The organism is Photobacterium sp. J15 (assembly GCF_963870815.1).
Taxonomy (GTDB): domain Bacteria; phylum Pseudomonadota; class Gammaproteobacteria; order Enterobacterales; family Vibrionaceae; genus Photobacterium; species Photobacterium marinum.
In genome coordinates this window covers 1,793,631-1,809,160 of the sequence record NZ_CAWMUI010000002.1, presented here as the reverse complement: position 1 = coordinate 1,809,160, position 15,530 = coordinate 1,793,631, and the positions used below count along the sequence as shown (strand labels likewise).

Below are 15,530 nucleotides of genomic sequence, written 5' to 3'. Positions count from 1 at the left end.
TCAGCGTTCCGGATTTACGTTGATCATTGTTCCAAATAGGCTCAAAATAAAAACCATATAAAACACCAACTTACGAACCAATCAGCGCCCGGATCATAAGATCACAATATCAATAAGATCAAAATAAACAAAAAAGATCAGTAATTAACTTATTCAATAAAAAGAGCTTTCTTTCTTGATCTTTTTCTATTAATCTTTTCGGAAAAATGGCGCTTCTACGGCTAATGACAAATGAAATCCACCAGCAATAACGAAAATAAACACAGCGAAAAGATTCTGATCCAGGCTCCCCGATCTCATAAGGATGGCCATTTATTCTCGATCCCGCCTGCGCTTGTTGACTGGTTGCCGCAATATCAGCACTTTAAAGGTGTCACCAAAAGTATCGCTGAATTGTTGAACCTGATTTCGCTGCGAGGCTTATCAAGCAAAGACGGCATGGTTTCAACCACAGAGCTTGTAGAAGCAACAGAAGGCCAGTTAACTCGTGCTGCTATCCAGCAACGACTTCGTGCTGCTGTGAATATTGGTCTGTTTAATCAACAGCCTGTTCGTTTTGAGGAAGGTTTGGCAGGCAAGACCATGCTGCATCACTTCGTCAATCCGGCACTGTTGGTTTCCCAGTTGGGTGCGGCGAGCTTGAATTCGGATCAAAATAAAGCCAAAGAGAAACAAAAACGCTCTAAAGCGCTGGCACAGAACCATGTTAATCGTCGCCTGCTTAATGAGCATGGTCTTGGCACACCGCCAACAATGCCTGATGAAGCTGATCAGTTTGTTGTCTCTCCTACCAGCTGGGCCGGGATCATTGATCAGGCACTGGCTCCGCCGAGGACCAAGAAGAACTACCAGAAATCCATGGTTGCGATCAGCGGCACCAAAGCGATCATTGAAACACGATCATCCAAGTCGATCATGACGGTTGACGATATGATGACGTTGTTTGCCTTGTTTACACTGACTGTTCAGTATCATGATCATCACCTGTCCGAGTATGAGATCCAAAGTCGGATAATGGGGAATAAAACCCCGATTTACATTACTGATATTCTTGCTCTGCGTGGTAAGAAAGACAGCGGACCGGCTCGTGATTCGATCCGCGAAAGTATTGATCGCATTGAGTTTACTGACTTTCAGCTTCATGAACTGACCGGTCGCTGGCTGAGCGAAAATATGCCGGAAGGGTTCAAAAGTGATCGTTTTCGTTTTCTGGCCCGTACTATTACCGCTTCTGAGGAGGCGCCTCAGGAAGGGGAAGACGGTGAAATTCGTATTAAACCAAACCTGTATATTCTGGTCTGGGAGCCGTCATTCTTTGACGAACTGCTGACCCGGGATTACTTTTTCCTCTTCCCGCCGGAGATCTTGCGTCAGCATACCCTGGTATTCCAGCTGTATACCTTCTTCCGTAGCCGAATGTCGCGTCGTGTTCATGACTCGATGTTGCTCAGTGAGCTTAACCAGAAACTGGCTCGCAATATTGAGTGGCGACGTTTTTCCTCGGATCTGATCCGCGAGCTGCGTAAGCTGGCCAAAGATAAAGTTACTGATCAGGTGTTTGCGGTGAACCTGTGGGGGTATCACCTGACGATCACGCCGATGGATCAAGATAAGCGCTATTGCGACTACCAGATTGATATCAAGTGTGATGCCGATGAAGTGATCCGTTATTGCCGGGCGAAAACGACCAACGAAGGCAAGCGCTCTATGGCACCGACTATGCCGAACCCGTTGCGCAATGAAATTCTGCCGAAGAAAGAGCTTGATCAGCTTTCCGAGATCATTGACGGTGAGTTTGAGCCGATCCAGCGCAAAGAGGGTCGTACCCGCGGCCGTCTGGGACGTCGGGTTAAGCTGCGGAAGCACCTTGTCGAGATAAATGCCGATGAGCTGACGATCACTCTGTCGAAATATACCTCTCCAGAGGCTCTACAACGCAGTATAACAGCGTTATCTGCCATGACGGGTCATTCACAGTCTTCAATCACAGAAGAGTGTCAGGGGCTTCTGGAGAAGCTGGATTGGTTGCGTGTCGGTGAAGAGGTTGTCAGCTACGATGTATTGAGTAAAACCGTTGAACTTTTCAATAGCCAGCAGGATGAAGGTCACCTGTCCATTGAGCGATTGATTTCTGGTCTTGCCGTACGGCGTAAGGTATGTAAGCTGGTCCACCAGGGGCATTTTAATGAGCAGGTGATGACAGCTCTGGAAGACATGGCAAGAGGCTTGTAACAAGGGGCAACGCGTCAGTTTTACACTGTAAATTAAATCACCAGTTTGCTTGTATATTGAACTCGAAAAAAGTTCATCAGGAACAAAATAAAACCGGGAGTGCCGCAAGGTATTTCCGGTTTTTTGTGTTTAAACCGGAAGTAATCGCTGACAAAGCTGAATTTTGTCTGTTGCGCCGTCAGAATCGTCAGGGTAGTTTAATTCGTTAAGTCTCTGTTCGGTGATGAAAAGGATGTTCAAATGCGTTTAGCAGGGCGGTTTGCTTTAAGGCTGAGCTGTACGGTGTTGTTATTGGCGGGTTCAATTGTATCCTCAGCTCAGGAAACATCAGGAAATGATGAGCTTCCGCGCCAGAAGATCGGCCTGGTTCTCAGCGGAGGGGGGGCCAAAGGTGCCGCTCATATCGGTGTGCTGGCTGTGCTGGAAGAAAATCGCATCCCGGTTGATGTGATCACCGGCACCAGTATGGGAGCCTATGTTGGCGGGATGTATGCGATGGGGCTGTCTGCTGATGAAGTCATGAAGCGGACTTTAGCGGCAGATTGGCGAAGTGGTTATGAAGATCGGGCCAGCCGGAATGACCTGAACCTCCGACGCAAGAAACAGAGTGATAATTACCAGATTTATGCTGATATCGGTTTGGATATTGACGGTCAGTTTCGCGATAAACCTGGTGCTTTCCAAGGGCAGGGGATGGCAGTACTGCTTCGAGGTTTGACGGAGAACTTGCCTGAAATGGCCAGTTTTGATCAGTTGGCGATACCTTACCGGGCGATGGCGACCGACATTGCTCAAGTCCAGCCGGTGGCGATTGATAAGGGCCATCTGGCGACAGCGATGCAGGCATCGATGACGGTGCCAGGGGCGCTGAAGCCTGTTCGTTGGCATCAGCACCTGCTGGTTGACGGTGGGGTTGTGAATAATATGCCAGTTGACGCAGCACAACGTCTCGGGGCAGATGTGATCATCGCGGTTGATTTGCGTGATGCTCTATTCGGCGAAAATGAACTTAACAGTGCCCTGAATATTATTGCCCAGTTAACCACTTTTATGACCAACAGTAGTGCAGATCAGCAGAAAGCCCTGATGAAGCCCGGTGATGTTTATCTGCAACCGGATGTGGCGTTCATGTTGGCTCCGGATTTTGACAAGATGGGGCTGGCTTATAATGCCGGGAGAAAAGCGGCGCTTGATGCCCTCCCACAGTTACGCCGTTACCAAATATCTGAACCTGCATATCAGGATTACCTGAAAAATAAATTTGATCGTCGCAGTCAGGTCGTTGCAAATAATGCTTATTTTATTGATCGCATAGAGCTGGAAAATAATACCCGCCGTACGGATTTTGCTCTTATCACCATGCTGGATCTTAAGGTTGGCCGGGTGATATCGAATGAAGAACTCGAGGCGGCAGTTAACCGGCTTAATGCGCAGGATATTTTTGCCCGTATAACTTACCGGATCAAACAGCTGGATGATGAAAACATTCTGGCGTTAGAGGTGAATGAGAAATCCTGGGGGCCTGGTTACCTTAATTTCAAGTTTGCTTTTGAAGACGATTTTGCCAACCGATCCGATTTTTCATTCGGTGCTCAATACATTTACACCGATTTGACTGAAAAGGGCGGTGAATGGCAGTTTGAATGGTTGCTCGGGAGCTGGAAGGAAGTCAAAACCGAGTTTTATTTCCCGCTTGATTACCGCAAACAGTTTTACACTTCGCTGGGGCTGGGATGGAACCGTGAGGTACGGGAATTTACGCTCAATGAAGAGCAGAGTGCTGAGATTGGCCGCAGTGGCGTCAATGTGATTGACACCGAATATGAAAATTACCATACATTTGCAGAAGTCGGCTGGAATCTGAAACCATGGATAGGTATTGCTGCCGGTTATCGCGGTTTGTCTGGGCAGGTGACCGAAATTAATGCCGAGGACAGTCAGGATTACAGCTCTCACGGTCCTTATCTGGCTTTTGTTTATGATGATTTGAATAGCTACTATTTTCCGACCGAGGGATGGCTGTTCGAAGCTGAATTGGGCATTGGGATGAATCGCAGCCAGCTCAATAATGGTGAGACCCTCAGCGAAGATAATATTTACTACGAAGTTAAATTGGCAAAGCCTTTTACTTATGAGCGCCATTCGTTGCTGGTTAATGCCAAAGGCGGCGGGTCCGACAGCGAGGAGCTGATCCCGATTTATGTTCAGGATCTGGGCGGGCTTTTTAATCTGTCCGGTTTCCATCGGTTTGAACTGAACGGTCATTATCGAGTCTTTGGTTCCCTGATTTATCGTTATCGCCTGCTGGATAATAATTTCGGTGCCTTTTCTGCTCCGGTGTATATCGGGGCCTCCATTGAGCGTGGCGGGGTTTGGGATGACAGCAGTGATATCAGTTGGCAAAGCAGTATTGGTGCAGCCAGTGTTTATGTGGCAGTCGATTCGCCACTGGGGCCTCTGTACTTTGCCTACGGTCAGGCAGAAGCTGGCGAAAATTCAGTTTATTTATCGGTCGGCAGCGCTTTTAACTAAGGCGAAGCCTTAACTGAGGTGGTGACAAGGTTTCACAGCCGATTTGTTTAAAATGGAAATGTTTTGATAATTCTGACATTTCGCTGACAATTGAACAGTGTGTTCAGGCACAATAGAACACGGATATAACCTTTGTCCTTTCGTTGTGAGAGATAAAGTCCCGTTATGGATATCGGGCTCTTTTTCTTGCCACCCATCGAAAAGCAATATATGAGTTTTTGCGAGCCATCTCCTGGCTCGCTTTTTTTTTGCCTGTTTGCCATATTCTCGTGGTTACGTTTTCTCTTCTTCCTTTCTGGCCTAGCTCGTCAACACTCAAACTAACTGCCAAAGATCAGCCATTTATTGCGGCAATATACTTATTATCAACCAAACTTATACCAATGGATGGACAGTTGCTCGTTTGCCTGAGTTTGAACACTGTCGTTGGCATCGCGAGCACTTACTATTTGGCAGGGATTATGAGAATCAGCTTGATTGTTGCGGTGTTATTGCTGGCAGGCTTAATGGCAGCTGTCTGGTTCAAAGAGCAGGGGCGCAGCCAGCCCGGCGGTTTTTCCCGCAACAGCGTACCGAGTGTCGTGGTGACCAAAGTTAGCAGGCAGGATGTCCGGCGTGAAGTTGAGGCCCTCGGTACGGTGAAATCAAGAGAGTCTGTGGTGCTGTCAGCCAAGGTGACGGAAAAGGTTGAGTTGGTTCATTTTGCTGATGGCCAGCAGGTTAGTGCCGGTGAGCTGCTGGTCACTCTGAGGGCAGGGGAACAACAGGCCAAGGTCCGGGCTGCTAATGCCAATTTGAAGGAACAACAGCGGGAATATAAACGGATTGAAGGTCTGGTCAAGCGCAAGACAGTGCCGCGTTCTGAGCTGGATAAGCTCTTCACCGATATAGAAATAGCCCGTGCTGTGCTGGCCCAGAACCAGGCCGAGCTGGAAGCCCGGTTTATACAGGCGCCGTTTGCCGGCCTGTTGGGCTTTCGGCAGATCAGCCCTGGAGCTTTGGTGACGCCCGGAACCGTGATCACCACATTAGATGATCTTGCCAAGGTGAAACTCGACTTTACCATTCCGGAGCAGTTTATCGGCGAACTACAGCTGGGCTCGGTGATTGAGGGAGAGGTGGCAGCCTATGCTGAGCGGCGTTTTATTGGTGAAGTCACCGGGATCGACAGCCGGGTCAATCCCCTGACACGGGCGATTGTGGTTCGGGCTGAAATCGATAACCCCGGTTTTCTGCTACGACCCGGTATGCTGATGATCTTAAGCCTGATTGTTGAACAGCGAGAAGGGCTGGTGGTTCCGGAAGAAGCCTTGGTTCCCCGTCAACGTAATAACTTTCTGTTTGTTGTCACCCCTGAAAATGTGGTGGAGCAGCGTCAGGTAGCGGTGGGCTTTCGCACCCGTGGAACAGCTGAAATTACCCGTGGAGTGGAAGAGGGGGAGCTGATCATTACTCGCGGGATCCAGCGTGTTAGGCCGGGACAGACAGTCGAGACCCGTACCAGTGAACGCTTTACCTATCGGGAGGCTGACTGATGTTGCTGACAGATATTTCGGTAAAGCGGCCGGTACTGGGTTCTGTGATCAGCTTATTGCTGATCACCTTTGGTTTGATTGGTTACAGCAAGCTGCCGCTGAGGGAGTATCCGAGTATCGACCCGCCAGTCGTCACGGTCTCTACCACTTACCGGGGAGCGTCAGCGGCGATAGTTGAAACCCGTATTACCCAGCTGGTTGAAGACCGGATTGCCGGGTTGGAGGGGATTCGAAATATCAGCTCGCAGAGCCGTGACGGTCGCTCGACGGTCACGCTGGAGTTCGGTATTGGCCGGGATATTGATGCTGCTGCCAATGACGTCCGTGATCGAATTTCCGGCATTCTTAACGATCTTCCCGATGAAGCTGAGCCACCGGAAGTGCAGAAAGCGGCTGCCAGCTCGGAAGTGATCATGTGGCTGAACCTGGTTTCGGATCGGTTGGATACTCTGGAGCTGACCGATTATGCCAGCCGCTATCTGGTTGATCGTTTCTCAGTAGTGGACGGGGTCGCAAATATCCGGATTGGCGGCGGAAAACAATATGCGCTTCGGATTTGGATTGATCGCCAGAAACTTGCTTCACGAGGGCTGACCGTCACCGATATTGAAGATGCACTTCGCGATGACAATGTTGAACTGCCTGCCGGGTCGTTAGAATCTCAAAATCGGCAGTTTTCGCTCCGCACTTTGCGCAGTTTCATCGCTCCGGAGGATTTTTCCCGGCTGGTTGTCGGTACCGGAACTGACGGTTATTTGATTCGGCTGGGTGATGTAGCCAGTGTGGCTCTGGCTGCTGAAGAAGAGCGGATCACTTTCCGAGGCAATACCCAGGACATGATTGGTCTTGGGATCAATCGCCAGTCCACCGCCAATACATTGGAAGTTGCCAAGGCGGTGAATGCTTTGGTCGATGAGCTCAACCCGACCCTGCCTGAAGGTATGGAAATCAAACGCTCCTACGATTCATCAGTTTTTATTCAGGCCTCTGTTGATGAAGTCTATAAAACCCTGTTTATCGCGCTCGGGCTGGTGGTTTTGGTGATTTACCTGTTTCTCGGCAGTGTCCGGGCGATGCTGATACCGGCGCTGACTTTGCCCGTTTCCCTGATTGGCAGCTTTATCATCCTTTACGCCCTGGGCTTTACCATTAATCTGCTTACCTTGCTGGCATTAATACTGGCTATCGGGATTGTGGTTGATGATGCCATTGTGATGCTGGAAAACATTCATCGACGCATTGAGGCGGGAGAGCCCCCGCTCAAGGCTGCGTTTCTGGGAGCGAGGCAGGTGAGTTTTGCGATTGTGGCCACAACGGTCGTGTTAGTCGCGGTTTTCCTGCCGATTGGTTTTCTGGAAGGGGATTTGGGCAAACTTTTCCGCGAGTTTTCCATAGCGATCAGTTCGGCGGTGGTGCTGTCCTCATTGGTGGCCCTGACCCTGAGTCCGATGATGGGCTCAAAAATTATGCGCCGCGTAGAGAATGAGTCCAGGCTGGTCAGAAAAGTCGGCGGGATCCTTGCTCGTATGACTGCATTTTACCGTCGCTTGCTGGCTAAGGGATTGCACCGACCTTCCCTGGTGATGGTGATTATGGTTATCGCGCTGGCCGGCAGTGGCTGGCTGGCGAGCCGGATCCCGTCGGAATTTGCTCCGAGGGAAGATCGCGGGGCAATGTTTATTATCGTTAATGGCCCTCAGGGAGCCAGCTTTGAGTTTATGCAGCCGTATATGGATGAGATTGAACACCGTCTGATGCCGTTGGTTGAAGCCGGGGAAGTGAAGCGGTTGTTGGTCAGGGCCCCCAGGGGCTGGGGACGGATTGAAGATTTTTCTAACGGTTTTGCCATTGTGGTGCTGGAGGAGTGGGCACAGCGACGTGATGCTTTCTCAATTATCGCTGATATTCGACGACGGTTGTCTGATCTGGCCGGAGTAAGGGCTTTTCCTGTGATGCGACAGCCGTTCGGGCGCGGGGTCGGTAAACCGGTGCAGTTTGTGCTGGGAGGCGGCAGCTACGAAGAGCTGGCTCAATGGCGCGATATTCTGCTCGATGAAGCGGCAGCCAACCCGAACCTGACCGGGGTGGATCACGATTACAAAGAAACCAAACCACAGTGGCGGATTAAGATTGATCGTGACAGGGCCGGAGATCTCGGGGTGTCGATACGGGATATCGGCCAGACCCTCGAATCTATGCTCGGTTCCCGTTTAGTAACGACCTATACCTGGCGGGGAGAAGAATATGATGTGGTGATTGAAGGCCAAAGGGAGAGGCAAAATACAGCCGCGGATTTGAATAATCTTTATGTGCGCTCTGATCGCAGTGATGAGCTGATACCGTTATCGAGCCTGATTTCGGTTGAAGAGTTTGCCAGTGCGCCTCAGCTTAATCGTTATAACCGGGTAAGGGCGATAACAATTGAAGCTAATCTTGCCGGAAACTATACCCTCGGGGAGGCACTCAATTACCTGAACGGATTGGTTTATCAACATCTTCCAGCGGATGCGGTTGTCAATTACAAAGGGGCATCGCAGGATTATCAGGATTCCGGCTCTTCAATACTGTTCGTATTTTCCATGTCATTGGTGGTGGTTTTTCTGGTACTGGCAGCTCAGTTTGAAAGTTATATCCATCCGCTGGTGATTATGTTGACAGTGCCGTTGGCAATGTTTGGGGCATTGTTGGGGCTGTATTTTACCGATCAAACGCTGAACATTTATTCTCAGATTGGGATCATCATGCTGATAGGCTTGGCAGCCAAGAATGGGATATTGATTGTTGAGTTTGCCAATCAGCTTCGGGATCAGGGAGAAGCGTTTGAGCAGGCTATCCTAGATGCGGCCGCTGCCCGTTTACGCCCCATTCTGATGACAGCGATTACGACGGCTGCAGGGGCGGTGCCGTTGATTGTGGCATCCGGAGCCGGGGCTGAAACGCGCTTGGTGATAGGTATTGTTGTGCTGTCCGGTATCTTGGTGGCAACCTTGTTTACTTTGCTGGTAGTGCCTGTGGTGTATCGTTTACTGGCTCGCAATACTCACAGCCCGGAATTTGTGGCTAAGACGCTGGAAAAACAACTGAAAGTCAGTGAGTAAAAATGGTGAAGTAATTTAATCTGTTGATTGATTAAATTTTAGTTAGAAATAAGTCTGATTTTGTTTCTGACAGCAGTAGCAATACCAAATTTGAAATTGGATAAGACGATCTCTCATTATTGTTAGTCTTAGGATCCTTAAGCGTACTGACAGGTTTAATGCGAGTTGGGTAACATTCTGATCTATTATCTGTTTGTGTTGTTAGTGCCTTGAGATAAGCTCTGAAATGCCACTAAGTCTACGGACTGGGAAATGGCTGTTGTCAGATCCTTATCTGATAATCGCTATAGGCGCTTCGCCACCGGGCGGCAGAAACTGATGCATGGCTTAAATTGGTTTCTCTGTTCGGTGGCTTTTAATTTTCGCTGCCTGTAATGGCGATGAAAGCGGCCTGAAAAGAAAAGGCCGGATACAACTACCCGGCCTTATCTTCATTTCTGTGCTGATGGATCAGTACTTGGATTCTTCTTTACTGGCTTTCTTAGCGTGCTCTGCCTTGAGTTTATTACACTCAGTTACCGGCATTGAGGTTACGCCCAACATTTTTCCATCTTGCATACAGACAACATGAGGGACAGTTACTTGGCTGCCGCCACTCATACTGTTAGCCAAGGCAAAACCTGAAAAAACCAAGCAAAGTAGAACTAGAACCTTTTTCATTTGGAACCTCCGACAGTGTTTGGAGTTATTGGTTAAGTTATCAACCAGCCAGATTTTTATCTGTTTGATAATAATCGTAGCAGGTATGTGCTTTGTTAGTATGTTGCTGTGATGTTGATATGCATCTTTTTTTATTCGTGGATTGAATCTATCAATTTATCAGTACGTTGCACTTTGTCTGTTCGATCAATGAGTACACTTTCAGATTAACGACGGAAGCTTAAATTAGGCTGAATAACACGGCCGGAAAGGGATTTACATTGTAAAAGTCATCATTGGGCTGTGGGGAATACCGACGGAGAAGGCTGGCCTCACTGGCAGCCAGCCTGTGATAAAAACTTATTTTAAGTGGTTCAGGTGACTGACTGTGTCTTTGAATTGTTCGTTAAGTTCTTCGTGAGTGATAATTTGTTTTTCGGCATCAAAGTTGTCGTAAAAACTGGGTACGGACAGGCTGGCTTTTACTATTCCGTCAAAGAAAGGCATCGACTGGACGGCGGCGGCTAATACACTGGCGCCGCCGAGTGAACCAGGGGAGGTGGATAGCAGCACCATAGGTTTGTTCTGAAAGACCTTAGGCTCAATTCGAGAGCACCAGTCAAAGAGGTTTTTGTACCCGACAGAGTAAGACCCATTGTGCTCAGCAAAAGAAATAAGTACGCCGTCACTGTCTCCGATTTTGCTCAGAAAGTCTTTGGCTAGCTGAGGGTGGCCGATTTCCCCTTCCTTGTCCTGACTGTAAAGTGGCAGCTCATAATCGTTGAGATCCAGAATCTCTACTTCCACTTTGTCCAGTAGTTTGCTGGCATAACGGACAAGCTGTTTGTTTATGGACTGTTTGTGAGTACTGGCAGCAAAAGCAATAATTTTCACAGTGATATCTCCCAGTCATTGTTTGATAAAAACGTTACATAAGTGCGATTGATGCTTTGTCAGTTACATGGAGTGTAGCCGCTAAATAACTGAGAATATTTCAGCATTCACTTTTCTTTGAAATGTGTGTACTGAGCTGTTTTCTCAGTTCAGGGTGCGACTCCAGCAACGCATAGAATGCTTCTCTTTCCAGTACCAGTAACTCGCAGTAGCTAGTTGCGTTAACGTCAGCATTGCGCGGTGCTCGGTTAAGCAAGGCCATTTCACCGAAGAAATCGCCGCAACCGAGCTTTATTGGTTCAGGGGCATCGGTAATGACTTCGGCAGCTCCGGCGGCAATGAAATACATCGCATCCCCGATATCGCCTTTGGTTATAATTTGTTGGTTTGGTGCGACAATCAGAGGTTTGAGTTGTTCGGTGATTTGTTCAATCTGTTCACTGCTGAGCTGTTGAAACAGTGGCACTTTAGCCACCAGAGCTTGCGGATCTAACCGCTGGCTGGCGATGTCAGTAATGCGTTGTTGTAAGTAACGATGGCTGGTGGTGATTTGCTGAAAATCATCGACGCTCAGTACCAGCAGCTGACAGTAGCTGATGGCGGTGATATCGGCACTGCGCGGCTCCTGAGTGATCAGTGCCAGTTCACCGAAAAAGTCACCACTGCCGAGTCGGATTGCCTGATGTTCCGTGTTCACCTCGACGGCACCACAGGAGATAAAGTACATGGCATCTCCTTGTTCGCCTTGGCTGATAATGCGCTCGCCCGGTACTACAAGTCGGGAGGTGAGCAGGGAGACAATCTCGGTAATTCGATGAGCCCCAAGTTCAGACAGAAACGGTACCCGGGCGACAAGTTTGTCCGGTTCCAGGCCGAGATCCAGTTTCGGTTGACGATCCATAATACGGTTGCGCTTATCCAGCTCCCTCCCCAGGTCGTTGAACACTTCCATGCTGATAATATTTTCATCCAGCATCTGATGATAGCTGCTTTCTTCAAGGCGCAGTGCCACCCGGACCAAGTGACGTTTTTGCAGGGTTTCGGCGTATTCTGGGTATTGCAGACGCAGCGCATCCAGTGTTTGCTGGGTTACCTGCAGCCGGTGAGTAAGCAGCGTTTCGAGCTCTTTGGCAAGTTTGTCACCAAACAAAGGGGGAATCTTTTCTCTGGTGTAGTCGATTAGTGACGCGACAACTGTTTCACTGACGGTCAGCACTTCAAAGCGGTTCGCCAGTTGGATGGCAAGCGGTCGCTCCAGCCTGAAGCGTTGCTGTAGTAACAGAGAGAGCCTGCATAGCATGCTGAATTTTAATGCGCCATTATAGGCTTCTTTATATCCTTCGATTTTACTGATTTTCAGGCCGTCCAGCAGGTCGTCAGCCTGGAATAGAAGCGAGCGGGTGATTTTGGCTGAATCCAGTCCGTCAGAAAAGCGTTTCAGATACAGGTGACGCTCATGGTTGGTCAGGGTGCTGAGGCCGACACTGAGTGTGACGGTATCCGGTTGTTTCTCAAGGCCTTTGTTCATAGAGTGCTCAACCCGGCTCAGCCGCTGCTCATAGATATCAGCAACGCCGGTAGCGATGTCCGGGTTAATTTTATCTTCCTGCGCCGCATGTTTGAGTCCTTCCCGGATATGCTTGATAGACAGCGCCATGACGCGGTTGCGGATCATTCGTTCCGTCGGCGGCAGGCTATCAAGGCCGAAAAAGCGCATCATGGCTCCCATGGTCGGCGCGTTAACAAACAGGGTAAAGAGCACAAAGCCGGTGACCAGGGAAGCGACAAAAGCCTGGATATTCGGGTCAATTCCCGGTGTTTCCAGGATCACCAGTGCCAGAGCCAGCGAGACGGCGCCCCGTAACCCCCCCCATAACATTACGGTACGAAAATCGATACTGATCTGCTGTCCCAGTCCGGCTTTGTTGAGCAGAGGCAGTACCAGATAGAGTACGACGCTTCGGGCGGCAAAGGCGGCGACAATCAGTGCTAGTAGTGACAGAAACTGAGACGTTGTGAAATCGACCAGTACCTTTGGCACCAGCAGGCCGACTAAGAAGAAGATCAGCGAGTTGGCCCAGAACACAATTTCTTCCCAGGTTTCGGTCAGGGTGTGCCAGGTGTGGGGTGAGATTTTGGTCCGGCCGAATGAGTTGACCACCAGCCCGGCGGTAACAACGGCCATGACACCGGAAACGTGGAGGTAGTGTTCGGCCAGCAGGAAGCTGAGGTAGGCCAGGCAGATGGTCAGGGTGATCTCCACCAGTGGCAGGTTACGCAGACGACCAATCAGTGAAATAACCAACCAGGTTGAAATCAGGCCGACGATGATTCCGCCGAAGAAGACTTCCAGGAATTTTCCTGTGGCAGACAGAACACCCGCTTCAGTGCCGCCGACCAGGATCGCGACCAGAATCGTAAACAGTACAATGGCGGTGGCATCGTTAAACAGGCTTTCCCCTTCAACCAGAATGGTCAGTCTTTTCGGAGCGCCGAGGGTTTTAAAGATAGCGATGATCGCCACCGGGTCGGTTGCAGAGACAATGGCACCGAGCAACAGGCAGGCGATCAGGGTGATATCAGAGACGCCCCATACCACGATACCGACAACGACGGTGGAGAGCAGCAGGCCGATGATTGCTAGCAGCAAAATCGGACCGATATCCGTGAACAGGTGGCGGGCATTGATATTCAGGGCCGATTCGAAGATCAGGGCTGGCAGGAAAACAAAAAACACCACTTCGGATGTGATATCCAGCGCTTCGAGTGCCGACAGAAAGTCACCGATGATACCAGGGGGATGGCTTCCGCTGGCCGCCAGAACAATACCGCCGAGCAGGCACCCGGCCACAGCCAGTAATACGGTATAGGGAAAGTTAATGCGGTTGGCGATCGGCAGCAGCAGGCTGGCTATGGTCAACAGCCCCACCAGCCCGAGTACCAACAGGAATGTCTCATGCATGCGTTGCCTCCGGTGACTGGCTGTTCCTGTAATTAAAGCTATCCGATAATGCCGCTTCCCAGTGTCTTGTTTTTGTCTGACAGCCATGGCGGTTGTATAAAACGCTGCTCTGCATACTTGAGCGGCCAGATAATTTTGGCTTCACCGTTAATCAGTTGAACCATGGGATGATAAAAGCCTTTCATAAACCGCCCGGTCATGACTTCATTGGCTGATAAGGCGTGCGGGCCCGGCCCGGTTGAAAAGCGGTAAAGGTTCCAGACGCCTTTATGCGACATCTGGTGGAGGGTGGCGATTAGGCTGTCGGAATCTAAGGTGCCAGCCATATTGAGGGCACGGATTGCCATTCGGGTGTAGTCATAATGCAGCCCGGCAGCCTGGATACTCGGCTCCTGGTTATATTTGGCCTGATAACGACGGACCCACCATTGTTGCCACAAGGCGATGGGCATTGCTGAATCCATAGACACAACATAATCGGAAGCCTCCCCTGTCATCTGATACCAGTTATCCAGCCAGCGGATACCATGCCCCAGCAACAGAGCCTGAATATTGAGTTCCCGGAACTGACGAACAAAATTGCTTACAGCAACATCCCCTGCTGATGTGATGGCGACCAATGAAACTTTCCGTCGCTTGAATTGTTTTAGCAGTTGCGTGAAATCCGTTTCTTCCATATCGATCACTTCGTATGGTAGAGGATCGAAGCCTTCTTCCTTTAGGCTGTTACTCAGTGCTTCGCCCCAGCTATGCCCGTAGGCACTGTTTTCAACCAGGATGCCGGCGGTATTGTTGGTCGGTTGCCATAGTCTTTGCTTCATGAAGTAACGTAATGGTTTGCCGTATAAACCTGCCAGCTTCGGGGGGGATGGCCAACCTTTAAACCAGCCCCGGTAACGTTTGGGGTTGAGGTTGATTTTATTGGCAATGTATTGCGATGCACCGAGGTGGCCAATGTGAATAGTATTGAGATCGGCTTCAGTATCCATCAGCGACAGAGCAACAGAGGAATGCCAGCCTCCGACCATCAGCTTTACTCCCTGCCGGTTGATCGCGGTACTTGATGCTTTGATTGCAGCGGTAGGAGAGGACTGACTGTCAACCCATACAACTTCAACTTCGTGCAGGTTTCCGTCGATGGAGACCGGAATTTCACCGGTTTTTCTCGCATCTTCAAGGGCCATCACGATCCCCTGTTTGATGGCATGTCCTGTGTGGCTGGCCGGGCCGGTGTAGGGGCCGCAGAAACCAATTCTCAACGGCTCACCTATTCCCTGTGCTCGGATTATGCCGGGGGCTACCGCCGACAGGGCTCCGGTAAAGCCCAGTACTCCCGAGGTGCGGAGAATTTTCCTGCGGCTTAAATCTGTTTGTTGTTGGGATTGCTTGTCGGCGTTATCTGTCATCCGCTTCCTCTGACGCTTCCTTTGAAACAGTGCCGCAGCTTTTCAGACTATTATCTGCAGCATGCTGTCATGGCTTACTACAGCAGCTAATGCCAAGTTTGTTATTTATTCAGGTTAGTTCAAAGCAGCAGCTTTGCGGATGGTGTTTCCGGCGGTAATTCAGAAAGGAAGGGAAACAGGCGGTCTATACTGTCACTGGGCACAATATTTTTTTGTTTTTCAGGGGGATTCC

At 49.8% G+C, this 15,530-nt stretch carries 8 protein-coding genes; 4 read left to right on the top strand and 4 right to left on the bottom strand.

All coding sequences use genetic code 11. From position 1 onward, the window contains the following. Positions 1-231 precede the first annotated feature (231 nt). The 4 genes from AACQ93_RS24910 (at position 232) to AACQ93_RS24895 (ending at position 9,397) form a co-directional block, all read left to right on the top strand. Positions 232-2,232 (top strand): replication initiator protein RctB domain-containing protein, encoded by a 2,001-nt coding sequence (locus tag AACQ93_RS24910; protein ID WP_064609588.1) that lies wholly within the window; start codon positions 232-234, stop codon positions 2,230-2,232. Between the two features lie 240 nt (positions 2,233-2,472). Then, positions 2,473-4,764 (top strand): patatin-like phospholipase family protein, encoded by a 2,292-nt coding sequence (locus AACQ93_RS24905; protein WP_064609587.1) that lies wholly within the window; start codon positions 2,473-2,475, stop codon positions 4,762-4,764. A gap of 461 nt (positions 4,765-5,225) precedes the next feature. After that, positions 5,226-6,299 (top strand): efflux RND transporter periplasmic adaptor subunit, encoded by a 1,074-nt coding sequence (locus AACQ93_RS24900; protein WP_064609585.1) that lies wholly within the window; start codon positions 5,226-5,228, stop codon positions 6,297-6,299. Next, complete coding sequence (locus AACQ93_RS24895) at positions 6,299-9,397, top strand: efflux RND transporter permease subunit (protein ID WP_064609584.1); 3,099 nt, start codon at positions 6,299-6,301, stop codon at positions 9,395-9,397. The genes AACQ93_RS24900 and AACQ93_RS24895 overlap by 1 nt, the downstream gene beginning before the upstream one ends. Before the next feature lie 450 nt (positions 9,398-9,847). Here AACQ93_RS24895 and AACQ93_RS24890 read toward each other — a convergent pair whose 3' ends face one another. The 4 genes from AACQ93_RS24890 to AACQ93_RS24875 all read right to left on the bottom strand — a co-directional run bounded on the left by AACQ93_RS24890 (position 9,848) and on the right by AACQ93_RS24875 (position 15,298). After that, complete coding sequence (locus AACQ93_RS24890; RefSeq protein WP_007463289.1) at positions 9,848-10,057, bottom strand: hypothetical protein; 210 nt, start codon at positions 10,055-10,057, stop codon at positions 9,848-9,850. A gap of 339 nt (positions 10,058-10,396) precedes the next feature. Next, complete coding sequence (locus AACQ93_RS24885) at positions 10,397-10,930, bottom strand: NADPH-dependent FMN reductase (protein ID WP_064609583.1); 534 nt, start codon at positions 10,928-10,930, stop codon at positions 10,397-10,399. A 100-nt stretch (positions 10,931-11,030) separates the two neighbouring features. Further along, positions 11,031-13,892: a cation:proton antiporter gene (locus AACQ93_RS24880; RefSeq protein ID WP_064609582.1), complete on the bottom strand. Its 2,862-nt coding sequence runs from the start codon at positions 13,890-13,892 to the stop codon at positions 11,031-11,033. A 38-nt stretch (positions 13,893-13,930) separates the two neighbouring features. Then, positions 13,931-15,298, bottom strand: a complete 1,368-nt coding sequence (locus AACQ93_RS24875; protein ID WP_064609581.1) for an ABC transporter substrate-binding protein — start codon at positions 15,296-15,298, stop codon at positions 13,931-13,933. Positions 15,299-15,530: the final 232 nt, after the last annotated feature.

What these genes read in the sequence shown, in the direction of transcription:
- AACQ93_RS24895 (WP_064609584.1), top strand. Translation starts at nt 6,299, where the DNA reads ATGTTGCTGACAGATATTTCGGTAAAGCGGCCGGTACTGGGTTCTGTG.
- AACQ93_RS24890 (WP_007463289.1), bottom strand. Translation starts at nt 10,057, where the DNA reads ATGAAAAAGGTTCTAGTTCTACTTTGCTTGGTTTTTTCAGGTTTTGCC.
- AACQ93_RS24875 (WP_064609581.1), bottom strand. Translation starts at nt 15,298, where the DNA reads ATGACAGATAACGCCGACAAGCAATCCCAACAACAAACAGATTTAAGC.
- AACQ93_RS24900 (WP_064609585.1), top strand. Translation starts at nt 5,226, where the DNA reads ATGAGAATCAGCTTGATTGTTGCGGTGTTATTGCTGGCAGGCTTAATG.
- AACQ93_RS24910 (WP_064609588.1), top strand. Translation starts at nt 232, where the DNA reads ATGAAATCCACCAGCAATAACGAAAATAAACACAGCGAAAAGATTCTG.
- AACQ93_RS24880 (WP_064609582.1), bottom strand. Translation starts at nt 13,892, where the DNA reads ATGCATGAGACATTCCTGTTGGTACTCGGGCTGGTGGGGCTGTTGACC.
- AACQ93_RS24905 (WP_064609587.1), top strand. Translation starts at nt 2,473, where the DNA reads ATGCGTTTAGCAGGGCGGTTTGCTTTAAGGCTGAGCTGTACGGTGTTG.